The 17712-nt window shown below is 72.4% G+C and carries 12 protein-coding genes; 10 read left to right on the forward strand and 2 right to left on the reverse strand.

Annotation, left to right across the window (positions count from 1 at the left end):
* Positions 1–62 precede the first annotated feature (62 nt).
* Entirely contained in the window at positions 63–1244 is a 1182-nt protein-coding gene (locus ACSYGO_RS35000) for a glycoside hydrolase family 6 protein (protein WP_460388968.1), read from the forward strand.
* A gap of 275 nt (positions 1245–1519) precedes the next feature.
* Here the strand turns inward: ACSYGO_RS35000 and ACSYGO_RS35005 are convergent, their stop codons facing one another.
* Entirely contained in the window at positions 1520–2008 is a 489-nt protein-coding gene (locus ACSYGO_RS35005; RefSeq protein ID WP_435227713.1) for an SRPBCC family protein, read from the reverse strand.
* A 126-nt stretch (positions 2009–2134) separates the two neighbouring features.
* Here ACSYGO_RS35005 and ACSYGO_RS35010 point away from each other — a divergent pair, with 126 nt between their 5' ends.
* The 3 genes from ACSYGO_RS35010 (at position 2135) to ACSYGO_RS35020 (ending at position 4980) form a co-directional block, all read left to right on the forward strand.
* Positions 2135–3145 carry a DUF2278 family protein gene (locus ACSYGO_RS35010; protein WP_460388969.1) on the forward strand — a complete coding sequence of 337 codons (1011 nt, stop codon included), beginning with the start codon at positions 2135–2137 and terminating at the stop codon, positions 3143–3145.
* Positions 3146–3384: 239 nt separating this feature from the next.
* Positions 3385–3573 (forward strand): hypothetical protein, encoded by a 189-nt coding sequence (locus ACSYGO_RS35015; RefSeq protein ID WP_432176268.1) that lies wholly within the window; start codon positions 3385–3387, stop codon positions 3571–3573.
* Positions 3574–3765: 192 nt separating this feature from the next.
* On the forward strand, positions 3766–4980 hold the full coding sequence (locus tag ACSYGO_RS35020; RefSeq protein WP_460388971.1) for a cytochrome P450 family protein: 1215 nt from the start codon (positions 3766–3768) through the stop codon (positions 4978–4980).
* Between the two features lie 212 nt (positions 4981–5192).
* Here the strand turns inward: ACSYGO_RS35020 and ACSYGO_RS35025 are convergent, their stop codons facing one another.
* Positions 5193–5960 carry a polysaccharide deacetylase family protein gene (locus ACSYGO_RS35025; protein WP_432189438.1) on the reverse strand — a complete coding sequence of 256 codons (768 nt, stop codon included), beginning with the start codon at positions 5958–5960 and terminating at the stop codon, positions 5193–5195.
* 381 nt (positions 5961–6341) lie between these two features.
* On the opposite strand from ACSYGO_RS35025, the gene ACSYGO_RS35030 reads away from it, so the two are divergent.
* The 6 genes from ACSYGO_RS35030 (at position 6342) to ACSYGO_RS35055 (ending at position 17701) form a co-directional block, all read left to right on the forward strand.
* Positions 6342–8012: an NAD(P)/FAD-dependent oxidoreductase gene (locus tag ACSYGO_RS35030; RefSeq protein WP_460388973.1), complete on the forward strand. Its 1671-nt coding sequence runs from the start codon at positions 6342–6344 to the stop codon at positions 8010–8012.
* A 129-nt stretch (positions 8013–8141) separates the two neighbouring features.
* On the forward strand, positions 8142–9818 hold the full coding sequence (locus ACSYGO_RS35035) for an NAD(P)/FAD-dependent oxidoreductase (RefSeq protein ID WP_426682605.1): 1677 nt from the start codon (positions 8142–8144) through the stop codon (positions 9816–9818).
* A gap of 211 nt (positions 9819–10029) precedes the next feature.
* Positions 10030–11250, forward strand: a complete 1221-nt coding sequence (locus tag ACSYGO_RS35040) for an MFS transporter (protein WP_432189424.1) — start codon at positions 10030–10032, stop codon at positions 11248–11250.
* A 309-nt stretch (positions 11251–11559) separates the two neighbouring features.
* Positions 11560–15456, forward strand: a complete 3897-nt coding sequence (locus ACSYGO_RS35045) for a non-ribosomal peptide synthetase (RefSeq protein WP_460389794.1) — start codon at positions 11560–11562, stop codon at positions 15454–15456.
* A complete protein-coding gene (locus tag ACSYGO_RS35050) occupies positions 15453–16775 on the forward strand; it encodes an ATP-grasp domain-containing protein (protein ID WP_460388975.1) in 1323 nt (440 codons plus the stop codon). The genes ACSYGO_RS35045 and ACSYGO_RS35050 overlap by 4 nt, the downstream gene beginning before the upstream one ends.
* A complete protein-coding gene (locus ACSYGO_RS35055) occupies positions 16772–17701 on the forward strand; it encodes a peptidase (RefSeq protein ID WP_095937364.1) in 930 nt (309 codons plus the stop codon). Before ACSYGO_RS35050 ends, ACSYGO_RS35055 begins: the two co-directional genes overlap by 4 nt.
* Positions 17702–17712: the final 11 nt, after the last annotated feature.

Raw genomic sequence — 17712 nt, forward strand, 5'->3', positions numbered from 1 at the left:
GACGCTCATGGGAGCGCTCCCGCAAGTCCCTCGTGACCGTTGCGCATCAGGAGTGAACCCCTATGAGACGTGCCTCCACCTGGCTCGCCGCCCTCTCGCTCGGACTGACGGCCCTGTTCGCCGCCCCGTCCGCGCAGGCCGCCGACACCGCCGGGCCGGCCGGCCGCGGCCCCTCTTTGTACGTCCCCGACGCCAACCCGCAGGCGTACCGGCAGGCCTACGAACTCGCCCGCCAGGGCAAGTTCCTGGACGCGGCGGGCATCCTGGCCATGGTCGACACGCCCCAGGCCGTCTGGTTCGGCGACCAGACGCCCGCCCAGGTGGAGCGCATGGTCCGCCAGGTCGTCCGGGACGCCGACGAGGACGACGCCGTCCCCGTGCTCGCGCTCTACAACATCCCCGGCCGCGACTGCTCCAACTACTCCGCGGGCGGGGCCGCCGACACCGCCGAGTACAAGGAATGGATCGACGCCGTGGCACGGGGGATCGGCAGCCGCGACGCGATGGTCACCCTGGAGCCCGACGCCCTCGCGCTGCTGCCGTCGGACTGCGGCCAGGACGACGTGCAGGGCACGAAGACCGCCGCGCGGTACCTGGAGGTCAACTACGCGGTGGACCACCTGGAGCCGCTGCGCGGAACCCGGGTCTACCTCGACACCGGACATCCCGGCTGGCACACCGTCGACTCCATCGTGCCGCGCCTGATCAAGGGCGGGGTCGGGCACGCGTCCGGCTTCTACACGAACGCCTCGAACTACAACACCGACGACGCCAACTCCTGGTACGGCAAGCTGATCTCCTCGTGCATCGCCTACGTGGGCGCGGGCGGCGACGTCGCCGCCTGCCCGAATCAGTGGTGGCCGCGGGCGGACGCGCAGGCCTGGCTCGACGCGAACGTGCACACGCCCCCGTCCCGGATGACGCACTTCGTCACCGACTCCAGCCGCAACGGGCAGGGCCCCTGGACACCTCCGGCCGGCGCCTATCCGGACCCGCAGGACTGGTGCAACCCGCCGGACCGCGGCCTGGGCGCCCGGCCCACCCTGCGCACCGGTGACCCGCTGCAGGACGCCCGGCTGTGGATCAAGACGCCGGGCGAGTCGGACGGGCTGTGCCTGCGCGGTACGCCGGGGCCCGAGGACCCGGAGCGCGGGACGGTCGACCCCGAGGCGGGCGACTGGTTCCCCGAACAGGCCCTGGAACTGGTGCGGTTCGCCAACCCGCCGGTCCTGCCACGCAGCTGAGCCACGGGCGTGGGCCCCTGGTCCTGTCCGCCCACGGCCTGAACGGCTCAGGCCGTCCGGTCCTGGCGTCCGGTCCTGCCGTCCGCCCGGTCCTGCCGTCCGGTCGGTCGGGTCGGTCCGCCCGGTCCTGCCGTCTGGTCGGTCGGGTCGGTCCGCCCGGTCCTGCCGTCTGGTCGGTCGGGTCGGTCCGCCCGGTCCTGCCGTCCGGTCGGTCCGGTCGGTCCTGCCGTCCGGTGGGTCCGTCCGGTCGGTCCGTCCCCAGGGGCGCGGGCGCCTCAATCGGTCCGCAGCAGCCCGTCGACCGCCCGCCCGAACATCCAGCGCGCCGTCCGGTGCAGCGGGCGGTCGGCCGCCCCGGGCAGCCACCGCACGCTCAGGTCCTCCCGCCACACCACCCGGGAGCCGGTGGCGGGGTGGTCCGGTGCCCCCGCCGGGCCGGGCGCCCCCGGCCGCTCCCGGGAGGCCGGATGCACCTCGATCTCCGCCCACCCCGTCACGAACGTGCCGAGCTTCACGAGCCGGCACCGTCCCGGCCGCCCCTCCGCGGGCGGCTGCCAGGTGACGACCTCCATCGGATCGTCGAACGCCAAGGGCCCCATGCCCGACCGTGCCACGAACACCGTGCCCACCCGGGTCGGTGGCGGCGTGCGCACGGTGACGCGGGTCAGCGGCACGACGGCCGCGTGCCGCGGCCAGTCGGTCAGACGGCGCCAGCTCTCCTCGACGGAGTGCGGGGCCGAGCGTTCGAACACGAAGAGAACCACGGCGCGATCGTAGGCCCCGAACGGGAGATGAATCATTGCGCAACCACCCGAAATGTGATGCCACCGCCCCTACCATTTCCTCAAGGGGACGCGCAGTGCCGCCGTCCCCAGGGGGAGTTGGTCACCATGCCGCTGAAGGCGTACGGCGTACTGATCACACGGGCGGTCGACACCCGCCGGGAGGGTTCCGTCGACACCCCGCACTACCAGATCCATCTGACGGACGATCAAGGCGTCCACTACCGTGCCGCCGTCAACGTGAAGTCGCAGGAGCGGCCGTCCGAGCTGCTCTACCTCGTCGACGACGACCTGCACCACCCGGTCACCGCACGGCTGGAAGGCCTGCCCTCCGGCTGGAACGCGCTGCCGTCCGGCCCCGGCGGCCCGAATCTCGACTTCGTCCGCGGCAACCTCTTCGACCCGGCGCGGATGCGCCCGCTGCCGCCCGACGCGCAGGGCCCCGACAACGACCTGGCGGACCTGCTCGACCATTACGTCAGGCGCGCGGTGGACGACCCGGCCGCCCGGGTGTACCTCTTCGGCGAACGCTTCGGTCCCGAACCGGCCGTCAAGGACAAGATCTTCGGATTCCTGCCCGGGAACGGCGTCCACGACATCCATATGAACCAGGGCAACAGCGCCCGCTTCCAGGACGACGACGGTGTCTGGCAGGACGGCGGACTGCTGATCCACTTCCCGGCCCAGTCGCGCTGGGTCGGCGTCTTCCTCGCCTTCCAGAGCCAGTCCTGGCACACGGACGACGTCACGGGGCACGCCGTCGTCCCGCCCGACGACTCCCGTCCGGAGGCCGACGACCGGCCGGTGCGCATCGTGGCGGCCCTCGTCAATCCCCGGGGTCCGGCACCCGAGGCGGAGAACGTCACGCTGCTCAACGCCTCACCCGCACCGGTGGACCTCGCCGGCTGGCGCATCGCGGACCGCCTGGGTCACACCTGCCCGCTGCCCGCCGGTCCGCTCGCCGCCGGCGCGACGCTCCTGGTCCCCGTGTCGGACGGGGTCCAACTGGGCAACGGCGGCGGCCAGATCACCCTTCTGGACGCCCAGGGCCTCAAGGTGCACGGCGTCGCGTACACGGCTCGGCAGGCGGGGCGCGAGGGGTGGACCGTCGTGTTCTGAGCGTCCGGCGGCCCGAGCTCTCAACCGGTCGGCCGGGACGCTGAGTTCGTCGTCACGGAACGGCAGGACCCGGACACCACGGATGTCACGGCGGCGGAGACTCTTCGGCGAGCACCGGCGGCGGGCCCGGGTCGCCCTCACGGGGTCGGGCGCGGCATCGTCGCGGCCGGTGCTCGCCCTGGGCCGGGTGCGCCGGACGTCGCGCCGCGGCTCGTCGACGTCGTCCGACGGGGACGCACATGAGCGAGTACACGCCCCGCACCGGCGTCCTCGGCCTCGACGAGGCGACGGAGAGGGTCGGCCGGATCGTGGACCACATCAGGCCGCACCGGCAGCTCAGGCCGCCCTGTGGCGGCCGGGAATGGGACGCCCACGGCCGGCTCCGCCCCGCCACGTCCGCGGAGCGGCTGTCCTGCCCGACGGCGTGAACCCGCCCCCCTGTCCGGCAACTCCCGCTTATTCTTGATCAGTTGACGTACGGACCGCACCAGGTCCGTACGTCACCCGGCCTGCCCGCCCCACGTGACCTGCCCGCTCCCTGGATCCTCCACGCCCCCACCCACGCTCGCCCGAGACACCGCACCTCGACTGGTGACCCCCACCCCGAGACAGGAGCCCCCGTGCCGGAACAGCCCTATGTCATCGATCCCGCAGGCGCCGATCTCCACGCGGAGGCGGACAGGCTGCGCGAGCGCGGCCCCGTCGCCCTCGTCGAACTCCCGGGCGGGATACGGGCCTGGGCCCCCACCCGGCACGCGGTCCTCAAGCAACTCCTGGCCGACGACCGGGTGTCGAAGGATCCCGAGCAGCACTGGCCGGAACGGATCGACGGCCGGTACCGCGAGACGTGGGTCAGTCTCTGGGTCGGCGTGACCAACATGTTCACGGCGTACGGCGCCGATCACCGCAGGCTGCGCAGGCTCGTCTCGCCCGCGTTCACCAAGCGGCGCACGGACGCGCTGAGGCCGCGCATCGAGGAGATCGCCGCCCGGCTCCTCGACCGTATGGCCGAGGTGCCAGAGGGGCGGGTCGACCTCCGCTCCGCGTACGCGCACCCGCTGCCGATGGAGGTGATCTGCGAGCTCTTCGGTCTGCCCGAAGACCGGCGGGCCGACACCGCACGCCTCATCGAGGCCAACATGGACACCACGATCACCCCCGAACAGGCCATGGCCACCTACCGGGAAGTCCATGAACTGCTCGCCGGACTGGTGGCGTCGAAGCGCGAGCGGCCCGGCGACGACATGACGACCGCCCTGATCGCCGCCCGTGACGAGGAGGGCTCGCAGCTCAGCGAGACCGAACTGATCGACACGCTGCTCCTGGTCATCGGCGCGGGTCACGAAACGACCGTGAACCTGATCGGCAACGCGGTGCACGCACTGCTCTCCCACCCCGACCAGCTCGCTCGCGTCCTCGCCGCCGAGATCCCCTGGAGCGAGGTCATCGAGGAGACCCTGCGCTGGGCCCCGTCGATCGCCAACCTCCCGCTCCGGTACGCCGTCGAGGACATCAAGCTTCCCGACGGCGCACTGATCCCGCGCGGCGACGCGATCCTGGCGACGTACGCGGCGGCCGGGCGCGACCCGCTGCTGCACGGCGAGACCGCGGGCCGCTTCGACGTCACGCGCGCCGACAAGGAGCACCTCGCCTTCGGCCACGGCGTGCACTACTGCGTCGGCGCCCCGCTGGCCCGGCTGGAGGCGTCCATCGCGCTCCCGGCGCTCTTCGCGCGTTTCCCGGATCTGCGGTTCGACGAGTCGGCGGGACCGGCTCGCCTCGCCGAGTCGTTCATCGGCCACGGCCACCGGGTGCTGCCGGTGCGCCTCGGCTGACCGCCGGCGGGGCGGGCGGGTACGCGGGCGTCCGCCGGAGCCCGCGCGTGTCCGCCGGAGCCCGCGCGTGTCCGGCGACGCTCGTAGGCGCTCACTTGCGCATACGAGCTCGTCGGCGCGTACGAGCCCGTCGGTTCGTACACGCTCGGCTGCGCGGGCGAGCCCGTCGGCGGGTACGAGCTCATCGGCCCGTACAGGCCCGTTCACGTTCCTCAGGGCCGGTACACGGTGCCGGGCTCGGCCTTCCCCGGGGCCAGTAGCTGCGGCACCGTCACGAAGACGTACCCGCGCTTCTTGAGCGCGTCGATGATCCCGGGCACCGCGGGCACGGTGCCCGGGTAGAGGTCGTGCAGCAGGATGATCCCGTCCCGGGACGACTGCTGGAGGACGCGCTTCTCTATCAGCGCCGAATCGTTCGTCCGGTAGTCCTTGGCGGTGACGCTCCACAGGACCTCGGCGAGCCCGAGTTCGCGGCTGATCCGGTGCACCGTGTCGTTCGTGCGTCCCTGCGGCGGACGCATCAGCGTCGGCTTGCGGCCGGTGAGCCGCTCTATCGCGTCGTTGGGCCGCTCCAGCTCCTCGCGTATCTGCTCCGGCGGGATGCGCGTCAGGATCTTGTGGTCCCAGGTGTGGCTGGCCACCTCGTGACCCTCGTCGGCCATCCGTTTCACCAGCTCGGGGTACTTCTCGATGTGCCGCTTGCCGAGCAGGAAGAAGGTCGCCGGGACCTGCTTCTCCTTGAGGATGTCGAGCAGCCGGGCCGAGTGCTCGCTCGGTCCGGCGTCGAAGGTCAGCGCGATGCACTTGGCCTCGCGGCAGTCGACGGTTCCGAAGCGTGCCTGCACGTCGGTCGCGGCTCCCGCGCGGGCGGTGCTCGGCGCGGTGGTGTGCACGGTCGTGCACCCCGTCAGCGGAAGGGCCAGCGCGACGGCGGCGGAGATCGCCGCGGCCGTACGGAACCTGGTCCCCGGTCTTTTCATCTTCCTGGGCAGCAAAGGCATGTCGCGACTATACATGCGGTGTATACACTCGATGTATAGCCCTCTGTGCTGCGCCGATGCGGGCTCCGGGCTGCCTTTGTGGGGCGCTGTGAGGGTTCCGTCGCAGGGGTGCGGCGAGGGTGCGGGCGGGGGTGCGCTCGCCGTGCGGCACCGCGTCTTCCGCTGCCGCCGCGCGCCCGGCCGGTCCCGCTCGGGCGCGAACCGCCGCCCCGGTGTGTGTTGTCCGCCACACCTCGTTCGCGTGTCGTCGGCCCCTGGTGGGCGGCTCCGTCCGGTGCGCCCTTTACGAATAAGTCATTGTCTGTAGAATTCTTCCCACCGAGAATTCCTGCACGCCGAGCGGCGGTGAGGCACGTGAACGTGACCGGCAAGGACAGTGCGCGCACGAGGTACGAGGTCGCCGTGATCGGCGGCGGCTTCGCGGGGTCCCTGCTCGCCGCGGTCCTGGCGCGCAACGGGGTGCGGACGCTCCTCGTCGAGGGCGAGGAGGTCCCGCGCTTCGCGGTGGGGGAGTCGATGGTCCCGTACACGGCGGCACTCGCCCGCGTGGTCGCCCGGCGCTACGACGTGCCCGAGGTCGAACACCTCACCAGCCTCGAAGGTGTGCGGCGCGAGGTCTCGTCCCGCTGCGGGGTGCTGCGCAACATGGGGTTCGTCCACCACCGACCGCACCTGCGCCAGCATCCCGGCGAGATCTACCAGGTGGTGAACCCCTCCGTCGTACCGCCCGTGCCGCACCTCTTCCGCGAGGACGTCGACGCCCATCTGCTGGGCGTCGCGCGGCGTCGTGGCGCGGACGTGCGCACCGGCTCCGGCGCACGCGTCGAGGGGATCCGGATCGACCCGGACACGGGGGTGAGCCTGCGCACCGCGGCCGGCGAGGAGTTCACCGCGGAGTACGTGGTCGACGCGGGAGGCCGGCACGGACCCGTGGCGCGGGAACTGGAGGTGCGGGAGGAGCCGACCCGGGCGCGCCATCACTCCCGCACGCTGTTCACCCACATGACGGGCGTGACCCCGTACGACGCCACCACCGCCGGGCGGCTGCACGACCAGCCGAGCCCCTGGCACCAGGGCACCCTGCATCACGTCTTCGACGGGGGCTGGCTGTGGGTGATCCCCTTCGACAACCAGCCCCGGTCCACGAACAGCGTGTGCAGCGTCGGGCTCACCCTCGAAGCCCGCAGGCACCCGGCCCGCGGCCTCGCGCCACAGGAGGAGTTCGACCGGCTGCTGGCCCGGTTCCCCGACCTGGCCGAGCAGTTCCGGCACGCCGCGCCCGCCCGGCCGTGGACCGCGACGGGCCGGCTGCAGTACTCCTCGAAGCGCGTCGTCGGCGACCGCTACTGCCTGGCGTCCCACACGGCCGGCTTCGTCGACCCCCTCTACTCGCGCGGTCTCGCCCACGGTCTGGAGGTCGTCAACGCCCTCGCCCGCCGTCTGATCGACGCGGCGCGCGACGGCGACTGGTCCACCGGACGGTTCCAGTACGTCGAGGACCTCCAGCAGGCCCTGTTCGACGCCCACGACGACCTCGCGTACGCGTCGTTCGTCTCCTTCCGCGACTTCGGGCTCTTCAACGCCGTCGTCCGGACCTGGACGGTGAGCACCGTGCTCGGCGCGCTGGCCGTGGAGAACGCCTGCGCCGCGTACGGCAGGAGCGGCGACGACGCCGTCTTCCGTGACCTGGAGCAGACCCGGCACCCCGGATCCCCGCTTCCCGGCAGCGCGCACTACAACTCCCTCGGCCCCTTGACCCGCACCCTGTGCGAGGAGGTCGAGGCGGGCACACGCACGCCGAAGGAGGCGGCGGACGGGATCCTCGACGCCATCGGGCGGGCCGACTACCTCCCGCCGTCACTCGGACTGGGGGACCCGGCCGACCGGTTCTTCCACAACACCCCGGCGCGTATCGCGCGTGCCGCCCGCTGGGTGCGTACCGACGCGCCCGACGAGATCGGCGCGCTGCTCAAGGGCGCCATGGGAGGGCTGATCCGGGAGCGGCTGCGCGGCGTGCGCCGTCCCGGGTGACCCGGCGGGTGCCTTCCGGGTCACGACCGGAAGGCACCTCCCGGGCCGCTTGGGCGGACCGGGCCGGAGCCGCGCCGTCGACGCGGACCGGCCGCTGTCCTGTCCCACCCGACGACAAGGAGACCGTACGTGAACGCAACGGGCACATCTGAGCTGGAGAGGGAGACGTACGACGTGGCGATCCTCGGATCGGGCGTCGCCGGCTCCCTCCTCGGCGCGATCCTGGCCCGGCACGGGACCAAGGTCCTTCTGCTGGACGCCGGTTCGCACCCCCGGTTCGCCATCGGCGAGTCGACGATCCCGTTCACCCTGGTGTCGCTGCGCACCCTCGCGGAGCGCTACGACGTGCCGGAGATCGCCGCGCTCGCCTCGTTCACCGACACCACCCGCACGATCGGACCGCGCTTCGGCGTCAAACGGCACTTCGGGTTCCTGCTGCACCACGAGGGCGCGCCGCAGAACCCGCGCGAGGTCAACGAGTTCAACACCCCGCCCCAACTGCTGCACGAGGCAGCCCACTTGTTCCGCCAGGACACCGACTCCTACCTCTTCCAGGTGGCGGTCAAGTACGGGTGCAAGGCGCGCCAGAACTTCTTCGTCACCGACATCGACTTCGACGGCTCGGGCGTCACACTGGCCGGGCGCGACGGCGAGTACCGGGCGCGCTACCTGGTGGACGCGAGCGGCTTCCGCTCCCCGGTCGCCGACAAGTTCGGGCTGCGCGAGGACCCCTGCCGGTTCAAGCACCACTCCCGCTCGATCTGGAACCACGTCGTCGACCTGACCCCCACCGACCGGCTCTTCGACCACCTCCCGGACGGCCAGCGGCCCCCGGTGCCCTGGTACGAGGGCACCGTGCACCACATGTTCGACCGCGGCTGGGCCTGGGTGATCGGCTTCAACAACAACAAGTGGTCCAAGAACCCGCTGTGCAGCGTCGGCATGACCGTCGACCCGCGGCGCTTCCCCAAGCCCGACGGGGTGAGCCCCGAGGAGGACTTCGCCCGGCTCGCCGCGCCGTTCCCGGACATCGTCCGGCAGTTCGAGGGCATGAAGGCGGTGCGGGAATGGACCTCCACGGGACGCCTGCAGTACTCCTCGAAGCAGACCGCGGGCGACCGCTGGTTCCTGCTCTCGCACGCCGCCGGTTTCCTCGACCCGCTCTTCTCGCGCGGCCTGTCCAACACGACCGAGGCCCTGAACGTGCTGGCCTGGCGGCTGCTGCGGGCCGTCCGGGACGACGACCTCTCCGGCGAGCGGTTCGCCCCGGTCGACCGGCTCCAGCAGTCGCTGTTCGACTACAACGACTCGCTCGTCAACTCGGCCTTCATCTCCTGGTGCGACTACGACCTGTGGAGCGCGGTCTTCAGGATCTGGGCGTGGGGAGCCAACGCGGGCGTGTACCGGATGCAGAGCGCGCTCACCAAGTTCCGCAAGGACGGCCGGGACCGCCACTTCGTGGACCTGGAGGACGTCCCGTACCCCGGTCTGTACTGGCCCGACCACGACGGCTTCGCCGAGTTGTACGAGACGATGGTGAAGCAGTGCGAGGCCGTGGAGGCCGGCTCCGTGACCGCCGAGGACGCCGCCGACCTCCTGTACGAGCGGTTGCTGGCCGCCGACTTCGTACCCAAGCACTTCGGGTACGCCGAGCGCGAGGTGCGCTTCCTGAACCCGCGGCCCAAGACCCTGCTGAAGATGCTGCGCTGGGCGGCCACCGACGCCGACCCCGTCGTCCGCCGGCTGGTCATGGACAACGGCCGTGAGGCCGTCAAGGCGAGGCTGAAGGGGAGCAAGCTGTTCTGATGCCGCACAGGTGCTGACGAGTCGTCAGGGTTCGTTGGGGCACGAGGGTTTGCCGTCGAAGTCAACGTGTGTAGAATTCAATGCGTACGGAATTGGCGTGCCCCACAGGGAACCCGTTCCGGAACCCATCGTTGGCAATGGCGCTGAACGAGAGGTGCGCGGTGATGTCGGAGATCCTGACGTGGCGTGGACGGCACGGGACGGTGCGACCGTGACGGGCCGGATCCTCCCGCCGCGCGGCCCCGCCCGCACCCTCACCGGAATCACCTTGGTGCACACCATGGGCCAGGGTCTGTGGATGGCGCTCAACGCCGTCTATGCGACAGCCGTACTCGGTCTGTCCCCGGGCCGGTTCGGGCTCGGTGCCGGGGCCGCCGCCGCGGTGGCCCTGGCGCTGAGCACACCCACCGGACATCTCGCCGACCGGGTCGGACCGCGTGCCGTGCAGATCTGGTCCTTCCTGGCCCTCGGGCCGCTGACCGCCGCACTCCTGTTCGTCGACGGTTTCGGCGCCTACCTCACCGTGATGTCCGTGCAGGCGGTGGCCTACAGCGCCAGCCGGAGTGCCCGCATGGCCATGATCGCCGGACTGGTGCCGGCCGCGGAACGGGTCACCCTCCGCGCGCAATTACGCGCCGCCGCCAACGTCAGCGTCTCCGTCGGCGCGGGAATCGCGGGTGCCCTGCTCGCCGTCGGCACCCCGACCGCGTACCGCGGAGCGGTCGTCCTCAACGCCCTCACCTACCTCGCCACCGGCCTGCTCACCCTGCTCCTGCCGGCCGTGCCGCCGCAGCCCGCGCGGCCGGGGCCCGCACTCGTCGTCCTGCGCGACCGCCCCTACCTGGCGTTCGTCGTCCTCGACGGGCTGCTCTCCATGCACAACCTCCTCCTGGACGTCGTCCTCCCGCTCTGGGTCCTGCACCACACCCACGCGCCGCGCTGGATGATCGCCGTCATCCTGCTCACCAACACGGTCTCCGTGGTGCTGCTCCAGGTCAGGGCCGCCCGCGGCACCGACGACCCGGCGGGCGCCGCACATGCCTCGCGCGCCGGTTCCTGGTGCCTGGGAGCCGCCTGCCTGGTCTTCGCGCTGACCGAGGGCGCACCCGCACTCCTCGCCTCGGTCCTGCTGGTCCTCGGCGCGCTCGTCCACGTCCTCGGCGAGGTCAGGCAGTCGGCGGGCAGCTGGGGCATCTCCTTCGGGCTCGCCCCGGACGACGCCCAGGGCCAGTACCAGGGCACCTACGCGATGGGCGCCGACATCGGCAAGATGGCCGCGCCCGCCCTGCTGACCTGGCTCGCCGTCGAACACGGCACGGTGGGCTGGGTGGTGATGGCGGCCGGCTTCGCCGCGCTCGGCTCCGTCATGCCGGCAGTGGTGGCGCTGGCCCGACGGCGCAGCAAGGAGCGCTCCGCCCCTGCCATGGCGTGAACGTCCCGCCGTCGTGAGCCCCGACCGGCGCCCGGAGTCCCGGGCCGTGCGGCACACCATGCCGGGCCCCCCTTCGCTCAAGTCCTTTCTCCCGGGCGACCGTTCGAGCCGGCCGCCGACCGCTCCGCGCCGGTACGTGATCCCGTGCCGGGTGCGCGCCGCGCCCTGCCCCGGGGGCGGTGAGCGCGAGCGCAGGGGCGGTGCGGTGCGCGGCCCCGGTGGCTTGCGGTGTGTGTGCCGGCCGCACCCGGAAGTCGTCCCCACCCCACAAGTCACGTAAGCAGACGAGGAGTTCAGCCCGTGGATGAGATGACCGCCGCAACCGGGCGCCCGGCTCGGCGGCCGGAGTCCGCCGACGCCGCACCGCCCGCCCTCCGGCTGCCCGTCGCCCGCGGCGACCGGGACACCGGCGCCCTCCGAGCCGCGCACTCCTGGTCCTCGGACGCCCGTACGCCCTCGGACGCGGGCACCGGCGCCGCCGCACTGCCCCTGGCCGCGTTCGCGGCCCTGCTGCACCGCTACAGCGGGCAGGGGGACCTCGCGCTCGGCCTGGCGGGGGCACCCGGCCGTGTCGTGACGCTGCGGTCGAGGGCCGGGGCGGACACCGGCCTCGCGGACCTGGCGGCGTCGCTCGCGAAGCAGTGCCACGCGGCGCCCCCGACGGCCCGGACGGCGCACGGCACCGCCGAACCCGGCGACGAGGGTCCGCCCACGCCCGCCACGACCACCGCGGGGCGACCGGCTCCGCACCGCGTCGACAGCCTCGGCGGCGGGCTGCGCGCCGGCATCCTCGACGGCACGGCGGACGGCACGGGTGGCGGCCGGCAACACGTTCGTTTCGAGGCCGAGTTCGACCTGCTGCTCGAACTCGGAGCGGACGGCCGCCGCACCCTGCACTACGACACCGCGCTCTTCACGCCCGAGGTCGTGGCGCGCATCGCCGCCAACCACGAGGCACTGCTGCTGGACGGCGTCCGCCGCCCCCGTACGCCGGTCCACGCACTGAGCCTGTCCGAGCGGGAGACCCGCTTCCTGCTGGACGAGGTCAACGCCACCGCCCGTCCCTACCCGGACGACAGCCCGCTGCACGCCCACGTCGAGGCACAGGCGGCCCGCACCCCCGACGCGCCCGCCGTGGAATGGCGCGGCACCGTCCTCACGTACCGCGAACTCGACGCCACGGCCAACCGCATCGCCCGCGCCCTGCTCGCCCACGGCCTCACCCCCGGCGCGCGCGTCGGCGTCTCGACCGCCCGCTCCCACCACACCGTGTGTCTGCTGCTGGCCCTGCACAAGGCGGGCTGCGCGTACGTGCCGCTCGATCCCGCGTATCCCGCGGACCGGCTCGCCGCCATCGCCGGCACCGCCGGGATGGCCGCCGTGGTCCACGACGACCCCGCGGCGGGGGAGCGGATCGGCTCGGTCGTCGCCACCGCCCTGCCGTGGGACGAGCTGTGGGAGAAGTCCCGTGGCGAGTGCTCCGACCCCCCGGACGTCGCCGTGGGCGCCGCGGCCGCGACCCATCTGATCCACACGTCCGGATCGACCGGCCGGCCCAAGGGTGTGGTCATCAGCCACCGCAACGTGATGGCCCTGCTGGCCTGGGCGTGGGACACGTACACACGGCAGGACGTCGACCGCGTGCTCTTCGCGACCTCGCTCAACTTCGACCTGTCGGTGTTCGAACTGTGGTGCCCGCTCACCATGGGCGGCTGTGTCGTGGTCGCCGACAACGTGCTCGCGCTGACCGAGGACGACACCCTGCGGCCCACCCTCGTCAACACCGTGCCCAGCGCCCTCAACGTGCTCCTCCAGCGGGCCGCCGTCCCGCCGTGCACCACTGTCCTCAACGTCGCGGGCGAACCGCTGTCCAGGGAACTCGTCGGCGCGGCCTTCGAGAACACCTCCGTACGACGGCTGCTCAACCTGTACGGGCCCTCCGAGGACACCACGTACTCGACGTGGAAGTCCTTCACCGGCCCGGTCCGCGAACAGCCCACCATCGGTGTGCCGCTGCCCAATACCGTCGCGTACGTGCTCGACCCGGAGGGCGGCCTCGTTCCCCGCGGCGCCATCGGCGAACTCCACCTGGGCGGAGCCGGGTTGTCCTCCGGGTACCTAGACGACCCGGAACGCACCGCGGCGGCCTTCGTGCCCACTCCCGCCCACCTGGCCGGAGCGCCCGTACGCACCGTCTATCGCACCGGCGACCTGGTCCGCTGGACCGAGACCGGCGAACTGCGCTTCATGGGCCGCGCGGACACCCAGGTCAAGGTGCGCGGCTTCCGCATCGAACTCGGCGAGATCGAAGCCGTACTGCGCCAGGCCGTCGGCCTGCGCGACGTGGCCGCCCTCGCGGTCCGGCGCGGCGACGACACCCTCCTCGTCTGCTACGCGGGCCTGGAGGGCGATCCCGTCACCGTCGACGACATGTCCGCCCTGCTGCGCCGGAAGTTGCCGCACTACATGCAGCCCGCGAAGATCGTGGTCGAGGACCGGCTGCCCCGGCTGCCCAACGGCAAGGTCGACCGCAAGGCCCTCGCCGCCCGCACCGTCGACTGGGGTCCCGCGCGCGACACGGCACACACAGGCGACGGCGGCACGGCCCGCGACCCCGAGGAGGCCGCCGTCGCCCGGGTGTGGGGCGACCTGCTCGGCCTCTCCGCGCTCTCCCCGGACCTCGACTTCTTCACCGTCGGCGGGCACTCCCTGCTCGCCACGCTCCTCGCCGCCCGCCTGAGCGACGAGAGCACGGCCGTGATCCGTGTCGCCGACATCCACGAGAACCGCACCCTCGGGGCCCAGGCCGAACTGCTGCGCCGGGCCCGGGTACGCACCCCCGAGGCGCACAGCGCCACCGGCACCGCCGAGCGCCTGCGCGCCGTCGCCCACACCCTGCACGAATCCGCCCGGGGCCACGGCATCCCCGCCGCCGCGGCGGCCGTCTACGCGGACGGGGCACTGCAGTTCACCTACCACGGCACCGACGACACCGAGACCGGACCCGCCCGCACGGCCGCCTCCCGGCAGCGCGTCACCTGCGTCACCAAGGCACTCCTCGCCTTCGTCGCACTCCGGCTCGTCGACCGGGGACTCGTCGGCCTCGACGAACCGCTCGACGGACGGCTGCCCCGCGCCTGCGCCCGCCGCGACGGCCGCACCCTGCCACTGACGCTCCGTCACCTTCTGTCCCACACCAGCGGGATCGACGACTCCTACGAGGTCTGGCACGACACCCGGCTGCCGGACCTCGACACCTACCTGGCCGGCTTCCGCGCCTACGGGCAGCTCTTCGAACCCGGCAGCGTCTTCGCGTACTCCGCCTGCGGCACCTCCATCGTCGCCGGTCTCGTCGAGAACCTCCTCGGCGTCCCCTGGCGACGCGCCCTCAACGACCTCCTGCTCATCCCCCTCGGCATCACACCGGTCCCGGAGAGCGGGACGGCCGAATCCCACTACGGCACCGTGGCCACCGGATATCTGTGGAACGAGACGGACCGGCGGTACGTACGACACGCACCGGGGCCGCAGACCATCGCCGACGACGCCGCCGGATCCTTCTCGGTCTGCCTCACCCTCCCCGAACTCGCACGCGTCGCCCTGCTCGCGCTGCGCGACGGCGTCACCGAGAGCGGCGAGCGCCTGCTGTCCGCCGAACTCGCCACCCAGATGCGCACCCCGCAGATCGACGTGCCCGGCCACCACTTCATGCACGCCTGGGGCCTCGGCTGGCTGATGTTCGGGCCGAGCGCCTTCGGCTTCAACTCCAACGGCAGCGGCCACCACAACTTCATCCAGATCTTCCCCGAGGACCAGTCCTTCCTCCTGCTCCTCACCAACGCCTACCCCGCCTTCGGGCTCTACGAGGACCTCCTGCGGGCCTTCACCGGCGAGGGACTCGTCCGCACCGGACGCACCTTCGGGACGCCCCTCGACGACTGTGTCGGCGTCTACGCCTCCGACGGCTACCGGCTCGACGTCCTGCCCGGCCCCGGACGCCTCTGCTACGCCTACTCCGAGCGCCGGCCCGACGGCGACTGGCACCTCCTCGACGAGGGCGACCTCGTGTCCTCCGGCGCCGGCGGCTTCACCTCCATGTCCGAGCGGAACATCCTCGCCGGCTCCATCTCCTTCGTCCCCACGCCCGGAACGGACACCCCGGGCTACGTACGCATAGGCCAGCGATTCACAAGGAAGGTCCGATGACAGACCCAGCCAGTGGGCACCCGGCCGTCGCGCACCCCACCGGTGCGCGCACCGCGCGCGGAGCCCGACACGTGGTGTTCGTGACGTGGAAGACCGGCAACGCCCCCGCCTTCCGGGCGGCCGCGCGACTCGGCCACGAGGTGACGCTCGTCCGGTCGCTGCGCATGGAACGCGCCCAGCACATCGACTTCACCACCTCGACCTACCGGCGGGACGTCGACACGGTGCACGTCCTCGACGACGCGACCGACGAGGCGTCGCTGCGGGACTGCCTCCAAGCCATCCACCGGCAGCGGCCGATCGACGCCTTCGTGGCCACCGTCGACGCGCTCGTCGTGCCGGTCGCCCGCATCGCCGAGGAGCTCGGCGTCCCGTTCACCAGCGCGGACGGCGCCGCCACGGCCAAACTCAAGCACCGCTGCCGCGAGGTCCTCGCCGCGGCCGGCGTCGACGACACCCGGCACGCCGTCGTCACGGACCACGCCGCGGCCGCCGCGTTCGCCGCCGGGACCGGCTATCCCGTCGTCCTCAAACCGGCGAGGGGCTCGGCCAGCGAAGGAGCGCACATCGTCCCCGACGCGGACCGCATGCGGGAACTGTGGCGGACCGTACGGCCGGGCCGAGCGCCCTACCAGGACGGCGTGCTCGTCGAGCAGTACCTGACCGGGCGGTTCCTGTCCGCCGAACTCGGCCTGTCCCACGGACGTTTCCTGCGCCTGGCCGTCAGCGAGCGCAAGACCTGGCACCGGCACGAGGCGCTGGAGGTCGGCACCACGATCCCCGCCGCCATCGACGCCGACACCTACGAGCGGGTCATGGCCTTCGCGGAGTCCGTGGTCTCGGCCGTGGGGCTGCGCCTCGGCATCTTCCACGTGGAGATCATGCTGGCGGACGACGGGCGGCCCCGGCTCATCGAACTCAACCCCCGCCTGATGGGCTCCTGTCTGCCGAATCTGTTCCAGCTGGCGGGCGGCGGCGACCCGTTCGAGCTCCTGGTGCGCGTCCACCTCGACGAGGAGGTGGAGACCGGCGACATCGCTTTCGACCGCTTCGCGACGGTCCGCTGGTTCGGCGCCGCCGACCCCGTACCCAGGCCCGCCGACCCGCCGGCCCTCGACTGGGCCGCCGAGTACGGCGACACCCTGCACGCGCTGACCGTGAACCTCCCGGACGCCGAGGTCCTCGCACCCTGCCGGGGCAACCTCGGCAACTTCGGCGAGGTGCAGGTCGTGCACCCCGACCACGCGACCTCCATCGGGGTCGCCGAGGAGATCGTCGCCAGGGCGGCGGCCCAGCTCGGCATCGAGGTGACGCGATGAACGCCACGAACGTCCTGTTCGCCCAGACCCGCGCCCAGCTCGACCGGCTCGGCCTGCCCGACCGCGACACCACGCCCGCCGAGGAGTCCGCCCGCACCTTCGAGGACGGGTGCCACTTCCGGATCGAGGTCCCCACCGTCAACTCCGCGCAGGCGGCCGAGACTCTCCTCGCGGAGAGCCGCCGACGGGGCCTGACCGTCAACCGCGTCACCGAGACCCGCGGCATGTACCGGCACACCGCCGGCGAACTGCGCGCCTACGCACAGCTGGGGGAGGAGTACGGCGCCCAGATCCTGATGTCGGTCGGCCCCCGGGCCCCGTACGACATCGGAGCGGGCGTCCAGACGCCCGAGGGCGCCCGCATCGGCTACCGGCTGCGCGGCCAGGAGCAGGTCGTGCGTGCCGTCGAGGACGTGAAACGGGGCATCGAGGCCGGGATCCGCGGCTTCGTCGTCTACGACGAGGGCCTGCTGTGGGTGCTGCACCGGCTGCGCACCGCGGGCGAACTGCCGGCCGGGATCCATCTGAAGGTCTCCGCGCACTGCGGACACGGCAACCCCAGCTCCGCGCAGATGCTGGAGATGCTCGGCGCCAACAGCTTCAACCCGGTGCGCGACCTTCCGCTGCCGATGATCGCCGCGATCCGCGCGGCCGTGTCGATCCCGCTGGACTGCCACGTCGACAATCCCCGCCTGTCCGGCGGCTTCGTCCGCACCTACGAGGCGCCCGAGTTCGTGCGCGCCGCCGCGCCCGTCCACCTCAAGACCGGCAACAGCGCGCTGGAGGGCCACGGCGTCACCCCCACGCCCTGCCAGCTGGAGGACATCCTGCGGCAGATCGAGATCGTCACCGAGTTCCTGGACCGTCATCTGCCGACGGCCCGCCAGACACCGGCCGGGCGCCGTCACGCACCCGTCGCCGGGTGACCCGGGGGAAC

This window comes from Streptomyces krungchingensis, from assembly GCF_054729265.1.

Excerpts from the sequence above, each read along its gene's own strand:
- ACSYGO_RS35000 (WP_460388968.1), top strand. The coding sequence starts at position 63 with ATGAGACGTGCCTCCACCTGGCTCGCCGCCCTCTCGCTCGGACTGACG.
- ACSYGO_RS35055 (WP_095937364.1), top strand. The coding sequence starts at position 16,772 with ATGAACGCCACGAACGTCCTGTTCGCCCAGACCCGCGCCCAGCTCGAC.
- ACSYGO_RS35025 (WP_432189438.1), bottom strand. The coding sequence starts at position 5,960 with ATGAAAAGACCGGGGACCAGGTTCCGTACGGCCGCGGCGATCTCCGCC.
- ACSYGO_RS35045 (WP_460389794.1), top strand. The coding sequence starts at position 11,560 with ATGACCGCCGCAACCGGGCGCCCGGCTCGGCGGCCGGAGTCCGCCGAC.
- ACSYGO_RS35010 (WP_460388969.1), top strand. The coding sequence starts at position 2,135 with ATGCCGCTGAAGGCGTACGGCGTACTGATCACACGGGCGGTCGACACC.
- ACSYGO_RS35050 (WP_460388975.1), top strand. The coding sequence starts at position 15,453 with ATGACAGACCCAGCCAGTGGGCACCCGGCCGTCGCGCACCCCACCGGT.
- ACSYGO_RS35015 (WP_432176268.1), top strand. The coding sequence starts at position 3,385 with ATGAGCGAGTACACGCCCCGCACCGGCGTCCTCGGCCTCGACGAGGCG.